13 protein-coding genes are annotated in these 14,515 nt (G+C 55.3%); 5 read left to right on the plus strand and 8 right to left on the minus strand.

Features of this window, described 5'->3' with window-relative positions:
- Nucleotides 1–129 precede the first annotated feature (129 nt).
- On the plus strand, nt 130–828 hold the full coding sequence (locus tag L6R44_RS18995; protein ID WP_032638704.1) for a GNAT family N-acetyltransferase: 699 nt from the start codon (nt 130–132) through the stop codon (nt 826–828).
- A gap of 33 nt (nt 829–861) precedes the next feature.
- Here L6R44_RS18995 and L6R44_RS19000 read toward each other — a convergent pair whose 3' ends face one another.
- The 8 genes from L6R44_RS19000 to betI form a co-directional block, all read right to left on the minus strand.
- Entirely contained in the window at nt 862–2,556 is a 1,695-nt protein-coding gene (locus tag L6R44_RS19000) for a thiamine pyrophosphate-binding protein (RefSeq protein ID WP_237425094.1), read from the minus strand.
- Nucleotides 2,557–2,589: 33 nt separating this feature from the next.
- On the minus strand, nt 2,590–3,330 hold the full coding sequence (locus L6R44_RS19005; protein WP_237425095.1) for an SDR family oxidoreductase: 741 nt from the start codon (nt 3,328–3,330) through the stop codon (nt 2,590–2,592).
- A gap of 275 nt (nt 3,331–3,605) precedes the next feature.
- The gene (locus L6R44_RS19010) at nt 3,606–4,253 is read right to left on the minus strand and encodes an anti-sigma factor (protein WP_237425096.1); all 648 of its coding nucleotides are present in this window, start codon (nt 4,251–4,253) and stop codon (nt 3,606–3,608) included.
- A complete protein-coding gene (locus tag L6R44_RS19015) occupies nt 4,250–4,804 on the minus strand; it encodes an RNA polymerase sigma factor (RefSeq protein ID WP_023334832.1) in 555 nt (184 codons plus the stop codon). Before L6R44_RS19015 ends, L6R44_RS19010 begins: the two co-directional genes overlap by 4 nt.
- Before the next feature lie 43 nt (nt 4,805–4,847).
- Nucleotides 4,848–5,411, minus strand: a complete 564-nt coding sequence (locus L6R44_RS19020; protein WP_023334833.1) for a fasciclin domain-containing protein — start codon at nt 5,409–5,411, stop codon at nt 4,848–4,850.
- A 143-nt stretch (nt 5,412–5,554) separates the two neighbouring features.
- On the minus strand, nt 5,555–7,219 hold the full coding sequence (gene betA / locus L6R44_RS19025) for a choline dehydrogenase (RefSeq protein ID WP_237425097.1): 1,665 nt from the start codon (nt 7,217–7,219) through the stop codon (nt 5,555–5,557).
- A 13-nt stretch (nt 7,220–7,232) separates the two neighbouring features.
- Nucleotides 7,233–8,705: a betaine-aldehyde dehydrogenase gene (gene betB, locus L6R44_RS19030; protein ID WP_237425098.1), complete on the minus strand. Its 1,473-nt coding sequence runs from the start codon at nt 8,703–8,705 to the stop codon at nt 7,233–7,235.
- Nucleotides 8,706–8,718: 13 nt separating this feature from the next.
- The gene (gene betI, locus L6R44_RS19035) at nt 8,719–9,306 is read right to left on the minus strand and encodes a transcriptional regulator BetI (RefSeq protein ID WP_032638719.1); all 588 of its coding nucleotides are present in this window, start codon (nt 9,304–9,306) and stop codon (nt 8,719–8,721) included.
- 128 nt (nt 9,307–9,434) lie between these two features.
- Between betI and betT the strand changes: the two genes are divergently transcribed.
- From betT to L6R44_RS19055, 4 genes are all read left to right on the plus strand, one after another.
- Nucleotides 9,435–11,468 carry a choline BCCT transporter BetT gene (gene betT, locus L6R44_RS19040; protein WP_032638721.1) on the plus strand — a complete coding sequence of 678 codons (2,034 nt, stop codon included), beginning with the start codon at nt 9,435–9,437 and terminating at the stop codon, nt 11,466–11,468.
- Between the two features lie 1,055 nt (nt 11,469–12,523).
- The gene (locus tag L6R44_RS19045) at nt 12,524–13,105 is read left to right on the plus strand and encodes a hypothetical protein (RefSeq protein ID WP_237425099.1); all 582 of its coding nucleotides are present in this window, start codon (nt 12,524–12,526) and stop codon (nt 13,103–13,105) included.
- A 115-nt stretch (nt 13,106–13,220) separates the two neighbouring features.
- On the plus strand, nt 13,221–13,775 hold the full coding sequence (locus tag L6R44_RS19050) for a fimbrial protein (RefSeq protein ID WP_032638725.1): 555 nt from the start codon (nt 13,221–13,223) through the stop codon (nt 13,773–13,775).
- 60 nt (nt 13,776–13,835) lie between these two features.
- On the plus strand, nt 13,836–14,513 hold the full coding sequence (locus L6R44_RS19055) for a fimbrial biogenesis chaperone (protein ID WP_237425100.1): 678 nt from the start codon (nt 13,836–13,838) through the stop codon (nt 14,511–14,513).
- Nucleotides 14,514–14,515 lie beyond the last annotated feature (2 nt).

Raw genomic sequence — 14,515 nt, forward strand, 5'->3', positions numbered from 1 at the left:
AAGTCGAAATTCAGCTTTGCTTATGCCTTCCTGGAATATCGCATGCGCTCGGGCTATTAGAATGCGCGGCTTTTCGCCCGCTTTTTAACCTGCTATAACAAATGCCTTACCTTTCAGGGAGTCACCGCCGTGCCCGAAATCAATCAACATGGTCAAACCGTTAACGACATCGTTCCCGACTGGAAAGGCGCGCGCGTATTAACCCGAACGCCGCTGTTCGGCCAGTATTGTCGCCTGGAGCCGCTGAATGCCGACCGTCACGCGGCCGATCTCTATGAGGCCTATGCGCTGGGCGACGACAGCGACTGGACATGGCTTGCCAGCACGCAGCCCTCGAGTGTGGAAGCCACCGCGCACTGGATCATGGCGAAGGTCATGGACGATGAGCTGGTGCCGTTTGCCGTCATTGATTTATGCACCGAACGCGCGGTAGGGCTGGTGAGCTATATGGCGAACGAGCGGCTGCTGGGGTCGGTGGAGATCGGGCACGTGACCTGGTCGCGCAGGATGAAAGGATCCCGCCTCGGTACCGAAGCGGTGTGGCTGCTGCTGAAAAATGCCTTTGAGCACGGCTACCGCCGCCTCGAGTGGAAGTGCGATTCCATGAACATTGCGTCACGCAGCGCGGCGGAGCGGCTGGGGTTTGTCTGGGAAGGACGCCTGCGCCAGAAGCTGGTGCGTAAAGGACGAAATCGCGATAGCGATATGCTCTCTATTATTGACGGCGAATGGCCGCAACGGGACGCGGAGCTGCGCGCCTGGCTGGCGACGGAGAATTTTGACGACGAAGGGCGGCAGATTAAGCGGCTTGAGGCGTTTCGGTTATAAGTCTTTTATGTAGGGTACAGCTGGAACGGATAATTAATCTGCGGAAATGGCGATTTCAATCAGGTTGGTTTCTCCGGACTGGACGCCCTTTGTCACCGCTGCGGCGATATCTGCGGCATCGGTCACCCGGCAGCAGTGGACGCCCATGGCGGTGGCAAGAGACTGAAAATCGATATGCGGGTTCACCAGGTCCATCCCGATAAAACGCCCGAGCTGCGTTGAGCTGTAGCCAGCCTGGCTCTTCATAAAGTTTTTCAGAATGTTGTACTCCCGGTTGTTCATGACGATAAAGGTGACCGGCAGGTTTTCATGCGCCGCCGTCCAGAGTGCCTGCGGGGAATACAGGGAGGCACCGTCGCCCAGCAGGCAGACCACCGGCTCGCGGCCCAGCCCCAGCGAATGACCCACTGCCGCAGGCATACCCCAGCCAAGCCCGCCGCCGCGCATGAAGAAGTAGCGCTGATGTTGCTGGTCGGAGATAAACCGACGGATGTGTCGCGCTGTGGCAATGGCTTCATCGACGATGGTGGTGCCTGGTGGAACGGCTTTAATGACTTCATATGCCGCCACCATCGGTGAGATCGCGGGGCGTAGCCGCTCGGCCGACAGGCGTTCTTCCTGCTGCTGCCACTCTTTTTCACGTTCGCTGCGCGCGGTTTTCAGCAACTGCTGATGGATCAACTTGCCTGCCACCTGGCGCTGCCCAAGCATCGGTAAAAGCGCCTGCAGTGAGAGTTTGATATCCCCCATCACCGAGAGGCGGGTGGCATAGGTGCGACCCAGCTCGTTCATGTCGGCGGAGAGCTGATAGACTGCGCATGAACCCGGAATCGCGTCCCCTTCGCTGTATAAAATGGTGATCAGGCTTCTGCCGCCGATGATAAAAATGGCGTCATAGGCATTGACGATGCTGGCGATTTCACTGGCGGTGGTGGGCATATTGCCGCGCCAGAGCGCATGCTGCGTGGGGAAGGGTAAATTCAGCGGCCAGGAAGAACCGTAGACATGAGCGCCGAGGTTTTCCGCCAGCTGGACAATCTCGGACGTCGAGCCGCTGGAGTGCACTTCATCTCCGGCCACGACCATGATCCTGCCGGAGGCGACCTGGCTCAACTCTTCTGCCAGCTCGTCCAGCGAGCCCGCAACGGTGTGATAATTCACTTTGGAGGCCGTTTGTATCCCGGCGTCGCTGAGTTCTTCCATTACGTTCATTGGCAATGAGAGCAAGACGGGACCCGCCGGAGGATAGCTGGCGGCGTGAAACGCGCGGCGCACCAGCACCGGGAGCTGGTCGGCGCTGGTCACCTCCTGCGCCCATTTCATCACCGGGGAACCAATGGAAACAATGTCATCATACAGAAGCGGGTCGCGAACGTAGTGGCGCGTATCCTGCTGTCCGACGGTGACCACCAGCGGGGTTTTCATGATCCGCGAATTAATGAGATTCCCCATGCCGTGCCCCAGTCCGCTGGCGGTATGCAGGTTGATAAAGCCCGTTTTGCCGGAGGCTTTCGCATAGCCGTCGGCAATGGCGACCACGCTACTCTCCTGGAGTGCCAGAATATAGTGAATATTTTCATGGCGAAGCAGGGCATCAATGAGCGGCAGTTCGGTCGTGCCGGGGTTGCCAAATATATATTCCACGCCTTCACTCTCCAGCACTTCAAGGAGAATATCGGCACCGGTTCGCATATTAAGATCTGATAAGGACGTTAATGATTTAATCATAATGACACCTCATTCAGTTTTATTTAACGCAGGCTAAAATTCTTCCTGCGTCGGACGAACAACAATTTCATTAATATCAACATCAGCTGGCTGTTCAATGGCAAATAAAACGGAACGGGCAATCGACTCTGCCGGAATAGCCTGCTTATAAAATTCATGCAGGAACTGTTTGCTCGGGGCATCAGAGCTACCGAACTGCAGCTCGCTTTCAACGGCACCGGGCGAAATAAGCGTTGTGCGGATGGTATTCCCCACCTCCTGGCGTAACCCTTCACTCAGCGCGCGGACGGCGAATTTTGTGGCGCTATATACCACGCCGCCAGGGGCCAGTACCTTAATGCCCGCGACAGAGGCCACGTTAATAAAATGCCCGCAGCCCTGACGCTGGAACACCGGTAACGCCGCCGCGATGCCGTACAGTACGCCTTTCAGATTGGTATCAATCATCTTGTCCCATTCGTCGGTTTTCAGCTCGCTGATGGGGGCGATAGCCATATAGCCGGCGTTGTTGATCAGTACATCGACGCGCTGGTATGCGGCGATGGCGGCGTTTATAGCCTTCTGTACCTCTTCCTGATGGGTCACATCGGCCTTAACGGCAATCGCCTGCCCGCCCTGCTGAATGATTTGATCCACCAGGGCGTTAATTCTGTCCAGGCGGCGCGCCACCAGGACCAGCGAAAACGGTTTATTGGCTAAATGAAGGGCAATGGCCTGACCGATACCGCTGCTGGCACCGGTGATAACAATAACTTTGTTTCCACTATTATTCATGATCTTATCTCACTGTTGTATGATTCAAAATAAATAAAAAGAAGGGCAAGGTTTAAGAATGATGAAGAATTCTTAAACGCTCGTTTTTGATATATTCTGTATCTGGAATGAAATAATGCTCAATTAAAACTTAATGGAGTGCGGAAGAGAATGTCAATGACGTTTTTTAATAATTAAATTAATTGCAAGCCTAATATTTAATTCTTATATGTAACAATCATATGATCAGAATGAAATTGCATGACCCCCGCGGCCCTGCGAATAAGGCACGAGGATTATATTTTTCCACTGTAAAGTACGGGGCCGGTGGGGAGGCCTGTGGGTGATCCCCCCTCGGGTTCAAGGCTTATGGCTATCATCGCGTCAGGGGTAAGGGTGTTGTTCCTGATGGCAACACGGGTCGGGACGTCGCTATGCACCAGACCCAGGGATATCGGGGCCTTCCCGGCAGGGATCAGCCAAAGTTGCAGGCTATTTTGCGCCGCAATAGCGTTCGGTCTAAGGGGGGTAATGCTCAGATACTGGCGGCTGCTGTCCGCACTGACGATCCATTGCCCGTGCTGTTGGGCATCGTTGAGCACCATCAGCGGTGCGAGTTCCGGCGTGCGGGTGGAATACCAGGTCACGACGGTAACGGCGGCGAGGCTGGCCGCGACCATCCAGCCGAGATAAGACCGGCTTTGGCGCAAAGGCTTTTTCGGCGGCAGATCGAGCGCGATCCTCTTCCACACCGTCTCGGGTGGATGAACGGGCGCAAGATGGCTATCGAGCGTACTCAACATTTCCTGCCAGTACGCCACGCGGGCGGCCAGATCTGGCTCAGCGGCAAGCCTTTTCTGGAAGTGAATCCGCGCCCCGCCGCGCAGGGTGCCGAGGGCATATTCTGCAGCCAGCATGTCGTCGCGTTTTTCGCTGTCATTCATAGGCCCACGCACTCCCGAAGATGATCCATCGCGCGGCGGATCCAGCTTTTCACCGAGCCCACGGGCTGCTGGAGCCAGTCGGCAATGTCGCTATGGGACATGCCCTGATAGTAGGCGAGCGTAATGCTCTGACGCTGTTCGTGGCTCAGATGTTCCAGACAATGCCTGAGCCGTGCTGCCTGCGCGTCGTCATGCCAGTTGTTCTGCTCATTGTTTTCGCTCAGCAGAATATCTTCCGAGTACGACTCTTCACGGGCGGCAGCGCGGGTTTGCCCGCTGCGCAGCCAGTCAATACAGCGGTTGCGAACAATATGCGTAAGCCAGGTCATCGGAGAGCTCAGGGCGGCGTCATAGGTTTCGGCTTTACTCCAGACGGTGACAAAACAGTCATGAAGGATCTCCTCTGCCCAGGCGCGGTGACGCAGCATGCGCAGCGCGACGGCAAACAGATGCGGTGAAGTGAGTCGGTAAAGTTGTTCAAATGCGCGGCGATCGCCGTTTGCGACCGCCTGCATTAATTTCAACTGCTGTTCAGCCAGCGCGTTATCCATGTTTTTCCCGGAAGGCAACGTCACACTTCCGAAGTATAGACAACTACTTAGGCATCAGGACGGTATCAATGACATCGATCACGCCATTTTTCTGATGGACGTCATAGGTGCTGATATTCGCCACGTTACCTTTACCATCCTTGAGCTGAATATTGTGCGGGCCGTTGCTCATGATCCACAGAGGTTGACCGTTAACGGTTTTCAGCTCCGCGTGGCCGCCGCCCTGTTTAATTTTCTGCTCCAGCGCTTTCATATCGTAATTACCCGCCACCACGTGATAGGTCAGGATGCTGGTGAGCAGCGCTTTATTTTCTGGCTTCACCAGATTGTCGACCGTACCCGCAGGCAATTTCGCAAATGCCGCATCGGTTGGCGCAAAGACGGTGAAGGGCCCTTTGCTCTGCAGCGTATCCACCAGTCCGGCCGCTTTCACCGCCGCCACCAGCGTGGTGTGATCCTTTGAGTTGACGGCGTTTTCAACAATATTTTTGCTTGGGAACATTTCCGCTCCGCCCACCATCACGGAGCCTGACGTCATGGCCGCTGATGCGCCTGCACAGAAGAGCAAAGCGCTGGATACGAATGCAACACTGAGTAGCTTTTTCATCATTTATCCTCGGATTAAGGAGCAAAGGGGTTGCTAACATACTCACATACGAGGGCAAGGGGGAAACTGGATGCAGGCAAATGAAAATAAATTTTTGGCGGGAAAGTGAATTCCCTCTCCCCGGCGGGGAGAGGGGAAACGGCTTAGCGTCGAACCGGCGCGCCGTTCGCCACGTAATACGCCGCCGTGCTTTTCGCCAGCGGCTCGCGCCCGCGAATGGCGTCGGCAATCTTCTCGCCAATCATGATGGTGGTGGCGTTCAGGTTGCCGGTAATAATCTGCGGCATAATCGACGCGTCCACCACGCGCAGCCCTTCCAGCCCGTGAACGCGGCCTTCGCCGTCGACAACCGCCATCTCGTCATAGCCCATCTTGCAGGTACCGCACGGGTGGAAGGCGGTTTCGGCGTGGTTACGCACGAACTCGTCCAGCTGCTCGTCGGTCTGGCATTCGACGCCCGGGCTGATCTCGCGACCGCGGTATTTGTCCAGCGCAGGCTGGTGCATGATCTCGCGGGTGATGCGAATCGCGTCGCGAAACTCCTGCCAGTCCTGCTCATGCGACATGTAGTTAAACAGGATCGCCGGATGCTGGTGCGGATCGCGGGACTTGATGCGCACGTGGCCGCGGCTCGGCGAGCGCATGGAGCCCACGTGGCACTGGAAGCCGTGCTCTTTCACCGCGTTCGAGCCGTTGTAGTTAATCGCCACCGGCAGGAAGTGGTACTGAATGTTCGGCCATTCGAACTCTTCGCGGCTGCGGATAAACCCGCCCGCCTCGAAGTGGTTGCTCGCGCCCACGCCGGTGCCGCCAAACAGCCACTCGGCGCCAATCTTCGGCTGGTTCCACCACTGCAGGGCAGGGTAGAGGGAGACCGGCTCCTTGCACTCGTACTGGAGGTACATCTCCAGGTGATCCTGCAGGTTTTCGCCCACGCCGGGCAGGTCGTGCACCAGCGGGATATCGAACTGCTTCAGCAGCTCGGCGTTGCCCACGCCGGAGCGCTGGAGGATCTGCGGGGAGGCAATGGCCCCGGCACACAGCAGCACCTCTTTATTCGCCGTCGCTTTTGACGGAATGGTGCTTTCCCCTTCCAGCCACTCGACGCCCAGCGCGCGCTTGCCGTCGAAAATAATGTGGTCGGTCATGGCGTGGGTGCGGATGGTCAGGTTCGGGCGTGGCTTTGCCTGGTCCAGATAGCCGCGCGCGGTGCTGGCGCGTCGGCCCTGCGGCGTGACCGTGCGGTCCATCGGGCCGAAGCCTTCCTGCTGATAGCCGTTGAGATCGTCGGTGCGCGGATAGCCCGCCTGCACGCCCGCTTCCACCATCGCCTCAAACAGCGGGTTCACGCCCGGCTTAGAGGTGGTGACGCTCACCGGACCGTCGCCGCCGTGGTAGTCGTTCGGCCCCACGTCGCGCGTCTCGGCCTTGCGGTAGTAGGGCAGGCAGTTGAGGTAGCTCCAGTGCTCCAGGCCATCTTCTTTCGCCCAGTTATCCAGATCCATGGCGTTGCCGCGGATGTAGCACATGCCGTTGATCAGCGATGAACCGCCCAGCCCTTTACCGCGCCCGCACTCCATGCGGCGGTTGTTCATGAACGGCTCTGGCTCGGTTTCGTATGCCCAGTTGTAGCGCTTGCCCTGCAGCGGGAACGCCAGCGCGGCGGGCATCTGGGTGCGGAAGTCAAAGCGGTAATCCGGCCCGCCCGCCTCAAGCAGCAGCACGGTGGTGTTCGGATCTTCGGTCAGTCGGGTTGCCAGCACGTTGCCGGCAGAGCCGGCGCCGATGATGATGTAGTCAAATTGCAAATAAACCTCCCGGTTAAAATATGGACTGGAATTTACCCATCTCAACCTGGATGGACTTCACCTGGGTGTAGCTCTGCAGCGTCATCACGCCGTTCTCGCGGCCAATGCCGGAGTGTTTGTAGCCGCCCACCGGCATCTCTGCGGCGGATTCACCCCAGGTGTTGATCCAGCAGATGCCCGCTTCGAGCTGATGAATGGCGCCGTGGGCGCGGTTCAGGTCGGCGGTGACGATCCCCGCCGCCAGCCCGTAGTCGGTGTCGTTGGCGCGGCGAATGGCCTCTTCATCGGTTTCGTAGGTGAGGATGGACATCACCGGGCCGAAGATCTCTTCGCGCACGATGGTCATCGCGTCGGTGCAGTCGGTGAACACGGTCGGGGCCACCCACGCGCCGCTGTCAAACCCTTCGCCCTTCAGCACGTCGCCGCCGCACAGCACGCGCGCGCCTTCCTCTTTGCCTTTGGCGATGTAGCGCAGCACGCTGTCGCGGTGCGGGAAGCTGACCATCGGCCCAAAGTTGGTGCGTTCATCGAACAGATCGCCCGCGCGGATGCGGCCCACGCGCTCGACGATTTTCTCCTCAAACGCGGCCTTAAATTTCGCGGGCACGAACACGCGGGTGCCGTTGGTGCACACCTGACCGGAGCTGAAGAAGTTGGCCATCATGGCGATGTCCGCCGCCAGATCGAGATCCGCGTCGTCAAAAATAATCAGCGGGGATTTGCCGCCCAGCTCCATCGTCACCTCTTTCAGGGACGAGGCCGCCGAGTTGGCCATCACCTTTTTGCCGCTGGCGACGCCGCCGGTGAAGGAGACCTTCGCGATGCCCGGATGCTCGGTCAGGTACTGGCCGGTCTCCGCGCCCACGCCCGGAAGGACGTTAAACACGCCGTCCGGCAGGCCCGCTTCGGTGTAGATTTCGGCAAGCTTCAGGGCGGTGAGCGGCGTCACTTCGCTCGGCTTGAAGATCATCGCGTTGCCCGCCGCCAGCGCCGGTGCGGATTTCCACAGGGCAATCTGGATCGGGTAGTTCCACGCGCCGATACCCGCCACCACGCCCAGCGGCTCGCGGCGGGTGTAGACGAACGAGGTCTCACGCAGGGGGATCTGGCTGCCTTCCAGCGCCGGGATCAGCCCCGCGTAGTATTCCAGCACGTCCGCGCCGGTGACGATATCCACGGTCGAGGTTTCGGAATACGCTTTGCCGGTGTCGAGGGTTTCCAGCTTTGCCAGGTCGTCGTTGCGCTCGCGCAGGATATCCACGGCGCGACGCAGGATGCGCGAGCGCTCCATGGCGGTCATCGCCGCCCAGATTTTTTGCCCGCGCGCTGCGCTTTCTACGGCGCGGTCGACGTCTTCGCGCCCGGCGGCCTGCACGCTCGCCAGAACTTCACCGTTGGCCGGGTTGATGGTCTCGAAGGTGCGACCGCTGGTGGCGGATGTATAACCACCATTGATATAAAGCTGCTGTTCTGCCATTCGGGACATAAATTCTCCTCGGTTATTCGGTCGGTAAATGCTGGCTGATAAAGTGGCTGGTCAGCGATTGCGCCAGGGCCTTATCCAGCGGCTTGCCGCTGAGCGCGGCGCGAAGCCACAGTCCGTCGATCAGCGCCGCCAGCCCGTAGCCCGCCTCCTGGGCCTGCTCGCGCGGCAGCTCCCGGCGGAACTCGTACACCAGGTTCGACAGCAGGCGACGGCTGCTCACCTGCTGCAGACGGTAGAGCATCGGCTGGTGCATGCTGCTTGCCCAGAAGGCCAGCCAGGCCTTCATCGCCGCGCTGCTGACCTGGGTTTCATCAAAGTTGCCGCCAACAATCGCCTGCAGTCGCTGCTCCGCGCTGCCGTTCGGCAGGGCGTGCAGGCGGCTTAATACCGCGTCGCGAAGCTGGCCGGTGATGTCGCGCATGGTCGCTTCCAGCAGACCGTTTTTGTCTTTGAAATAGTGACTGATGATCCCGGTGGAAACGCCCGCCCGACGGGCGATCTGCGCGATCGTCGCGTCATGCATTCCCACTTCATTTATTGCTTCCAGCGTGGCGTTAATAAGCTGCCTGCGCCGGATCGGCTGCATCCCCACTTTGGGCATTGTTGCCACTCCATTCATCAGCATTGGTAATACATTAAAGCGGTTTTTGATTGGACGTTCAATATAAAATGTGTCTTAATTGTTGCGGATTTGGATTTTAATAGTTACAAAAACAGTGGGGATACTGGATGACAGACCTTTCACAAGACAGAGAAAAAGACAAAATCAACCCGGTCGTTTTTTATACTTCCGCCGGGCTGATTTTGTTGTTTTCCCTGACGACGATCTTCTTTCGTGATTTTTCCGCCGAGTGGATTGGGCGCACCCTGAACTGGGTGTCGAAGACCTTCGGCTGGTACTACCTGCTGGCCGCGACGCTCTATATCGTCTTCGTGGTCTGCATTGCCTGCTCGCGCTTCGGTTCGGTGAAGCTCGGGCCCGAGCAGTCCAAGCCCGAGTTCAGCCTGCTGAGCTGGGCCGCGATGCTGTTTGCCGCGGGCATCGGCATCGACCTGATGTTCTTCTCCGTGGCCGAGCCGGTTACGCAGTATATGCAGCCGCCGGAAGGGGCGGGGCAGACCATGGAGGCCGCGCGCCAGGCGATGGTCTGGACGCTGTTCCACTACGGCCTGACGGGCTGGTCGATGTACGCCCTGATGGGCATGGCGCTCGGATACTTTAGCTATCGTTATAATTTGCCCCTCACCATCCGCTCCGCGCTGTACCCGATCTTCGGTAAAAAGATCAACGGGCCGATTGGCCACAGCGTGGATATCGCGGCGGTGATCGGCACCATCTTCGGCATCGCGACGACGCTCGGTATCGGGGTGGTGCAGCTCAACTACGGGCTGAGCGTGCTGTTTGATATTCCGGATTCGATGGCGGCGAAGGCGGCGCTGATTGCGCTGTCGGTGATTATCGCCACCATTTCGGTGACGTCGGGCGTAGATAAGGGCATCCGCGTGCTCTCCGAGCTGAACGTTGCGCTGGCGCTGGGGCTGATCCTGTTCGTGCTGTTTATGGGCGACACCTCGTTCCTGCTCAACGCCTTAGTGCTCAACGTGGGCGACTACGTTAACCGCTTTATGGGCATGACGCTGAACAGCTTCGCCTTCGACCGCCCGGTCGAGTGGATGAACAACTGGACGCTGTTCTTCTGGGCGTGGTGGGTGGCGTGGTCGCCGTTTGTCGGCCTGTTCCTGGCGCGAATTTCGCGTGGCCGCACCATCCGCCAGTTTGTGATGGGCACGCTGATTATCCCGTTCACCTTTACCCTGCTGTGGCTCTCGGTGTTCGGCAACAGCGCGCTGCACGAGATCATCCACGGCAATGCGGGGTTTGCTCAGGAAGCGATGGCGCATCCGGAGCGCGGCTTCTATAGCCTGCTGGCGCAGTACCCGGCGTTCACCTTTAGCGCCTCCGTGGCGACCATTACCGGCCTGCTGTTTTACGTCACCTCGGCGGATTCCGGCGCGCTGGTGCTGGGGAACTTTACCTCGAAGCTGAAGGACATCAACAGCGACGCGCCGAACTGGCTGCGCATCTTTTGGTCGGTCGCCATCGGTCTTCTGACGCTCGGCATGCTGATGACCAACGGTATCTCGGCGCTGCAGAACACCACGGTGATCATGGGCCTGCCGTTCAGCTTCGTTATCTTCTTCGTGATGGCCGGGCTGTATAAATCGCTCAAGGTGGAAGACTACCGCCGCGTCAGCGCCAGCCGTGATACCGCGCCGCGTCCGATGGGCGCGCAGGACAGGCTGAGCTGGAAAAAGCGCCTGTCGCGCCTGATGAACTATCCCGGCACGCGCTACACCAAACAGATGATGGAGACGGTCTGCTTCCCGGCGATGGAGGAAGTCGCACAGGAGTTGCGCCTGCGGGGTGCCTACGTGGAGCTGAAAAATCTGCCGCCGGATGAAGGCGAAAACCTGGGGCACCTGGACCTGCTGGTGCACATGGGCGACGAGCAGAACTTTGTCTACCAGATCTGGCCGCAGCAGTATTCCGTTCCCGGGTTTACCTACCGGGCGCGCAGCGGGAAGTCGACCTACTACCGGCTTGAAACCTTCCTGCTGGAAGGGAGCCAGGGGAATGATTTGATGGACTACAGCAAGGAGCAGGTGATAACGGACATTCTGGACCAGTATGAACGCCACCTGAACTTTATCCATCTGCACAGGGAAGCGCCGGGGAATAGCGTGATGTTCCCGGATACCTGATTTCCTTCAAACGTCTTCAGATGATCTACGGGCAAGGTTGTTAGCAAACCTTGCCCTTTTTTTTGCCTGCATGAAGCCGCGACCATTATTGTTAATTTGCGGCGAGAAAATTGATCTGGGAGTGGTTAATAACTCAAATTATTGATTTTATTTATTTAAATTTGGTTTTTGGAACTGCCTGGAATGTTTCAATGTAAAGAATGTTCAGTGTTTGTCAGTTTTCATTCGGGGAAATCGCAAAAGATGTCATGAAAAATCCTAATTTAACCCTATTAAGACTAGGTTTAACAGGGGTGGGATATCTTTGTAACTTATTGATTATAAAATAATGTTTATTTTTTGTAGGTTTTATTGCTAATTATTCGTTAATTTTAGATAAACATATTGATGTGAAATTTTTGTTTCTAGATGCGGAAATAAAAAACATAAATGAAACATTTGTGTTTTTAAACTTAAAAAATCAAATTGAGTGGTTTTTTATATCGCATTTAATGCTTTTGTGGTTTTTTGCTTTGATAAATTAGTCTCATTGTCACATTTTCTTCATTTTAATAACATTTCAGTGCATCAGATGAACACCGAAATCCTTTCGAATGGAGAAGGCGCCGACATGGAAATGAGAACGATAAACTTCTAAGGAGTCTTTGTGCCTTTTGTCTCTGACGAGCTTCTGTATGGATACACGATTTTTCATCATCTTGAGTACCGGCTTTCAACAAGAACGCTTATCAATATCAAGAATGGACGTATTAAAAGATTCGGCATGACGAAAGCAAGACTGTTCGAGTATCTCCTGGCGGGGATGGATAACGAAATTGTCTACGATAATGACATCATCATACACGTGTTTGATGATTATGGACTACGGTGCTCGAAATCCTATTTGTTGTCCATGATGAAGAAAATCCAGAACGCATTTAATACCGTGGGCTTTGAACGATATCCTTTTACAAGAATCTATGGGAAAGCGTACAAAATCGACTGTGGTTCGTTAGAACGGATATATGTTGTAAAACCTTCACATTGACGATGATAAATTTCATAAGGAATGAGTTTTGACGGCGCTATTAGTTTTTTCAAGAAACTTTGCCATGAGGCAGGCAATTAAAACATTGAACTCAGCCAATAGAGAAATATTTTATTTTGACAATCGGCTGGAGTTCTTAGTAAGCGCGACCATTCTGGATAAATCGTACATTCTCATCGATACAATAGGAGAAAGTAGCGAGAATATCCGATGGCTCTATTATCGCCTTGCGGCAAGGGGATTAATGCGCCTTACCTATTTTATTGCGCCAGAGGACAATGCGGAGAACGGCTTTTTAAAATTCTTCCGCCTTGTTACTACGCTTAAGGATCTCAAGCAGCTGTGCGAGCGCGCCTCTAAACATCAGGCGAATGAAAACCCCTGCGTATTAAAAGACGTGCTGTATCAGAGGCTGTCGACGCGACTATCGGACGACCATTTGAACTTTCTTCTGAAAGTTTATGATAAGACGACGAGCCAGTGTCGAATTAAAAATAAATACGAAATTAACAAAAATTACTATGTTAGAAATCGACTGGCGTTAGGCAATGGTCTGGAGATGAAACAACTTATTTTACTTTTATCATCGCAAAGCCTGAGATGCTCATAACGATATAACGTCTATTTATTGGCTTAAACGAACATAAATTTAGCGGTCCAGTTCCGCTCTTCCTGCGCAACAGTGAACGTTGCGCAGATACCTTCAATCCTAAGGATATATAGCTATGCAAATGAAGTTAAACAGTGTCATTCGAAATATGGTCGTGGCAGCAGCCGTTTCTGGAATAACCTTTGCCGCCAGCGCAGCCGATGGACAGATCAACTTTACAGGCACCATTCTGGATTCAGCCTGTACGATTGATACCAATACGGCGAACCAGACCGTTAACCTTGGCAAAATTCCAAAGAGCTCGTTCAACGCGGCCGGAGCCGTTGCTGCCGCAACTCGCTTTAGCATTGTGTTGAATAACTGCCCTGCGGCCGTCACTTCTGCCTCCGTTAAGTTTGACGGCACGGCGGACAGTAGCGACACCAATATTCTTGCGCTGAACAGCGGTCAAACGGCGAAAGGCGTCGGCGTGGCGTTCTATGAAGAAGACGGCATCACCGCAATCCCGCTGGCGACCCAGTCTAAGAGCATCACGCTTGACACCAGCACAGGCGAAGACCCTGCTAACAGCAACAAGATGACCTTCGTGGCTAAATATAAGGCAACGCAGGCTGCCGTGGTTGCGGGTACGGCAAACGCAACGTCAGATTTTACCATTACCTATCAGTAATAAGCCGGGCGTACCCAGGGTACGCCCCATTGTTTCCTGTCGGAATATCGTGGAAGTACGATGAGTCAACTTATTCGAACGATTGTATTATTAGGCGCTTGCCTGCTCTCCCAGCCGGGCCAGGCCAGCATAACCGTTGGCGGAACGCGCTTAATTTATAATGAAGCTGAAAACGAAGCCTCACTACCTGTGAGTAACAGTAAGGATGCTGTCCCCTATTTAATTCAGTCATGGATTGAATTAAGCGAAAACTCGAAGGAGCAGGTTCCTTTTATCGTCACACCACCGCTGTTCCGCCTCGACGGTGGTCATGAAAATACGCTGCGGGTCATTTATACCGGCGAGACGTCGCTGCCTGAAAACCGAGAGTCTGTATTTTGGCTTAACGTAAAATCAATTCCCTCAATGACCCGGTCAGATGAGAACAGGCTGCTTATTGCCGTTAAGACGCGCATGAAGCTTTTCTACCGGCCTGCGTCTCTGGCGTCGGAAAATGCGGGTGAGGCATGGACGCGATTGGCGTTTGAACCGCACGGCGAACGCCTGGTGATTAATAATCCGACGCCGTTCTACGTTTCTCTTTATTCATTAACGGTTGGCAATAAAACGATTGCGCAGCCGCCAATGATTTCACCTTTTAGTTCAGAAACGGTGGCCGGCAGTGGAAAGCAGGTGGCCTGGAAAGCCATAAATGATTTTGGTGGCGTAACAGCAGAAAAGCGCCAGATGCTGAAATAAAA

Origin of the sequence: Enterobacter cloacae complex sp. ECC445, assembly GCF_021892025.1 — a bacterium.
Classification (GTDB): Bacteria; Pseudomonadota; Gammaproteobacteria; order Enterobacterales; family Enterobacteriaceae; genus Enterobacter; species Enterobacter chengduensis.

Excerpts from the sequence above, each read along its gene's own strand:
- L6R44_RS19000 (WP_237425094.1), bottom strand. The coding sequence starts at position 2,556 with ATGATTAAATCATTAACGTCCTTATCAGATCTTAATATGCGAACCGGT.
- L6R44_RS19005 (WP_237425095.1), bottom strand. The coding sequence starts at position 3,330 with ATGAATAATAGTGGAAACAAAGTTATTGTTATCACCGGTGCCAGCAGC.
- L6R44_RS19010 (WP_237425096.1), bottom strand. The coding sequence starts at position 4,253 with ATGAATGACAGCGAAAAACGCGACGACATGCTGGCTGCAGAATATGCC.
- L6R44_RS19015 (WP_023334832.1), bottom strand. The coding sequence starts at position 4,804 with ATGGATAACGCGCTGGCTGAACAGCAGTTGAAATTAATGCAGGCGGTC.
- L6R44_RS19020 (WP_023334833.1), bottom strand. The coding sequence starts at position 5,411 with ATGAAAAAGCTACTCAGTGTTGCATTCGTATCCAGCGCTTTGCTCTTC.
- betB (WP_237425098.1), bottom strand. The coding sequence starts at position 8,705 with ATGTCCCGAATGGCAGAACAGCAGCTTTATATCAATGGTGGTTATACA.
- betI (WP_032638719.1), bottom strand. The coding sequence starts at position 9,306 with ATGCCCAAAGTGGGGATGCAGCCGATCCGGCGCAGGCAGCTTATTAAC.
- betT (WP_032638721.1), top strand. The coding sequence starts at position 9,435 with ATGACAGACCTTTCACAAGACAGAGAAAAAGACAAAATCAACCCGGTC.
- L6R44_RS19050 (WP_032638725.1), top strand. The coding sequence starts at position 13,221 with ATGCAAATGAAGTTAAACAGTGTCATTCGAAATATGGTCGTGGCAGCA.
- L6R44_RS19055 (WP_237425100.1), top strand. The coding sequence starts at position 13,836 with ATGAGTCAACTTATTCGAACGATTGTATTATTAGGCGCTTGCCTGCTC.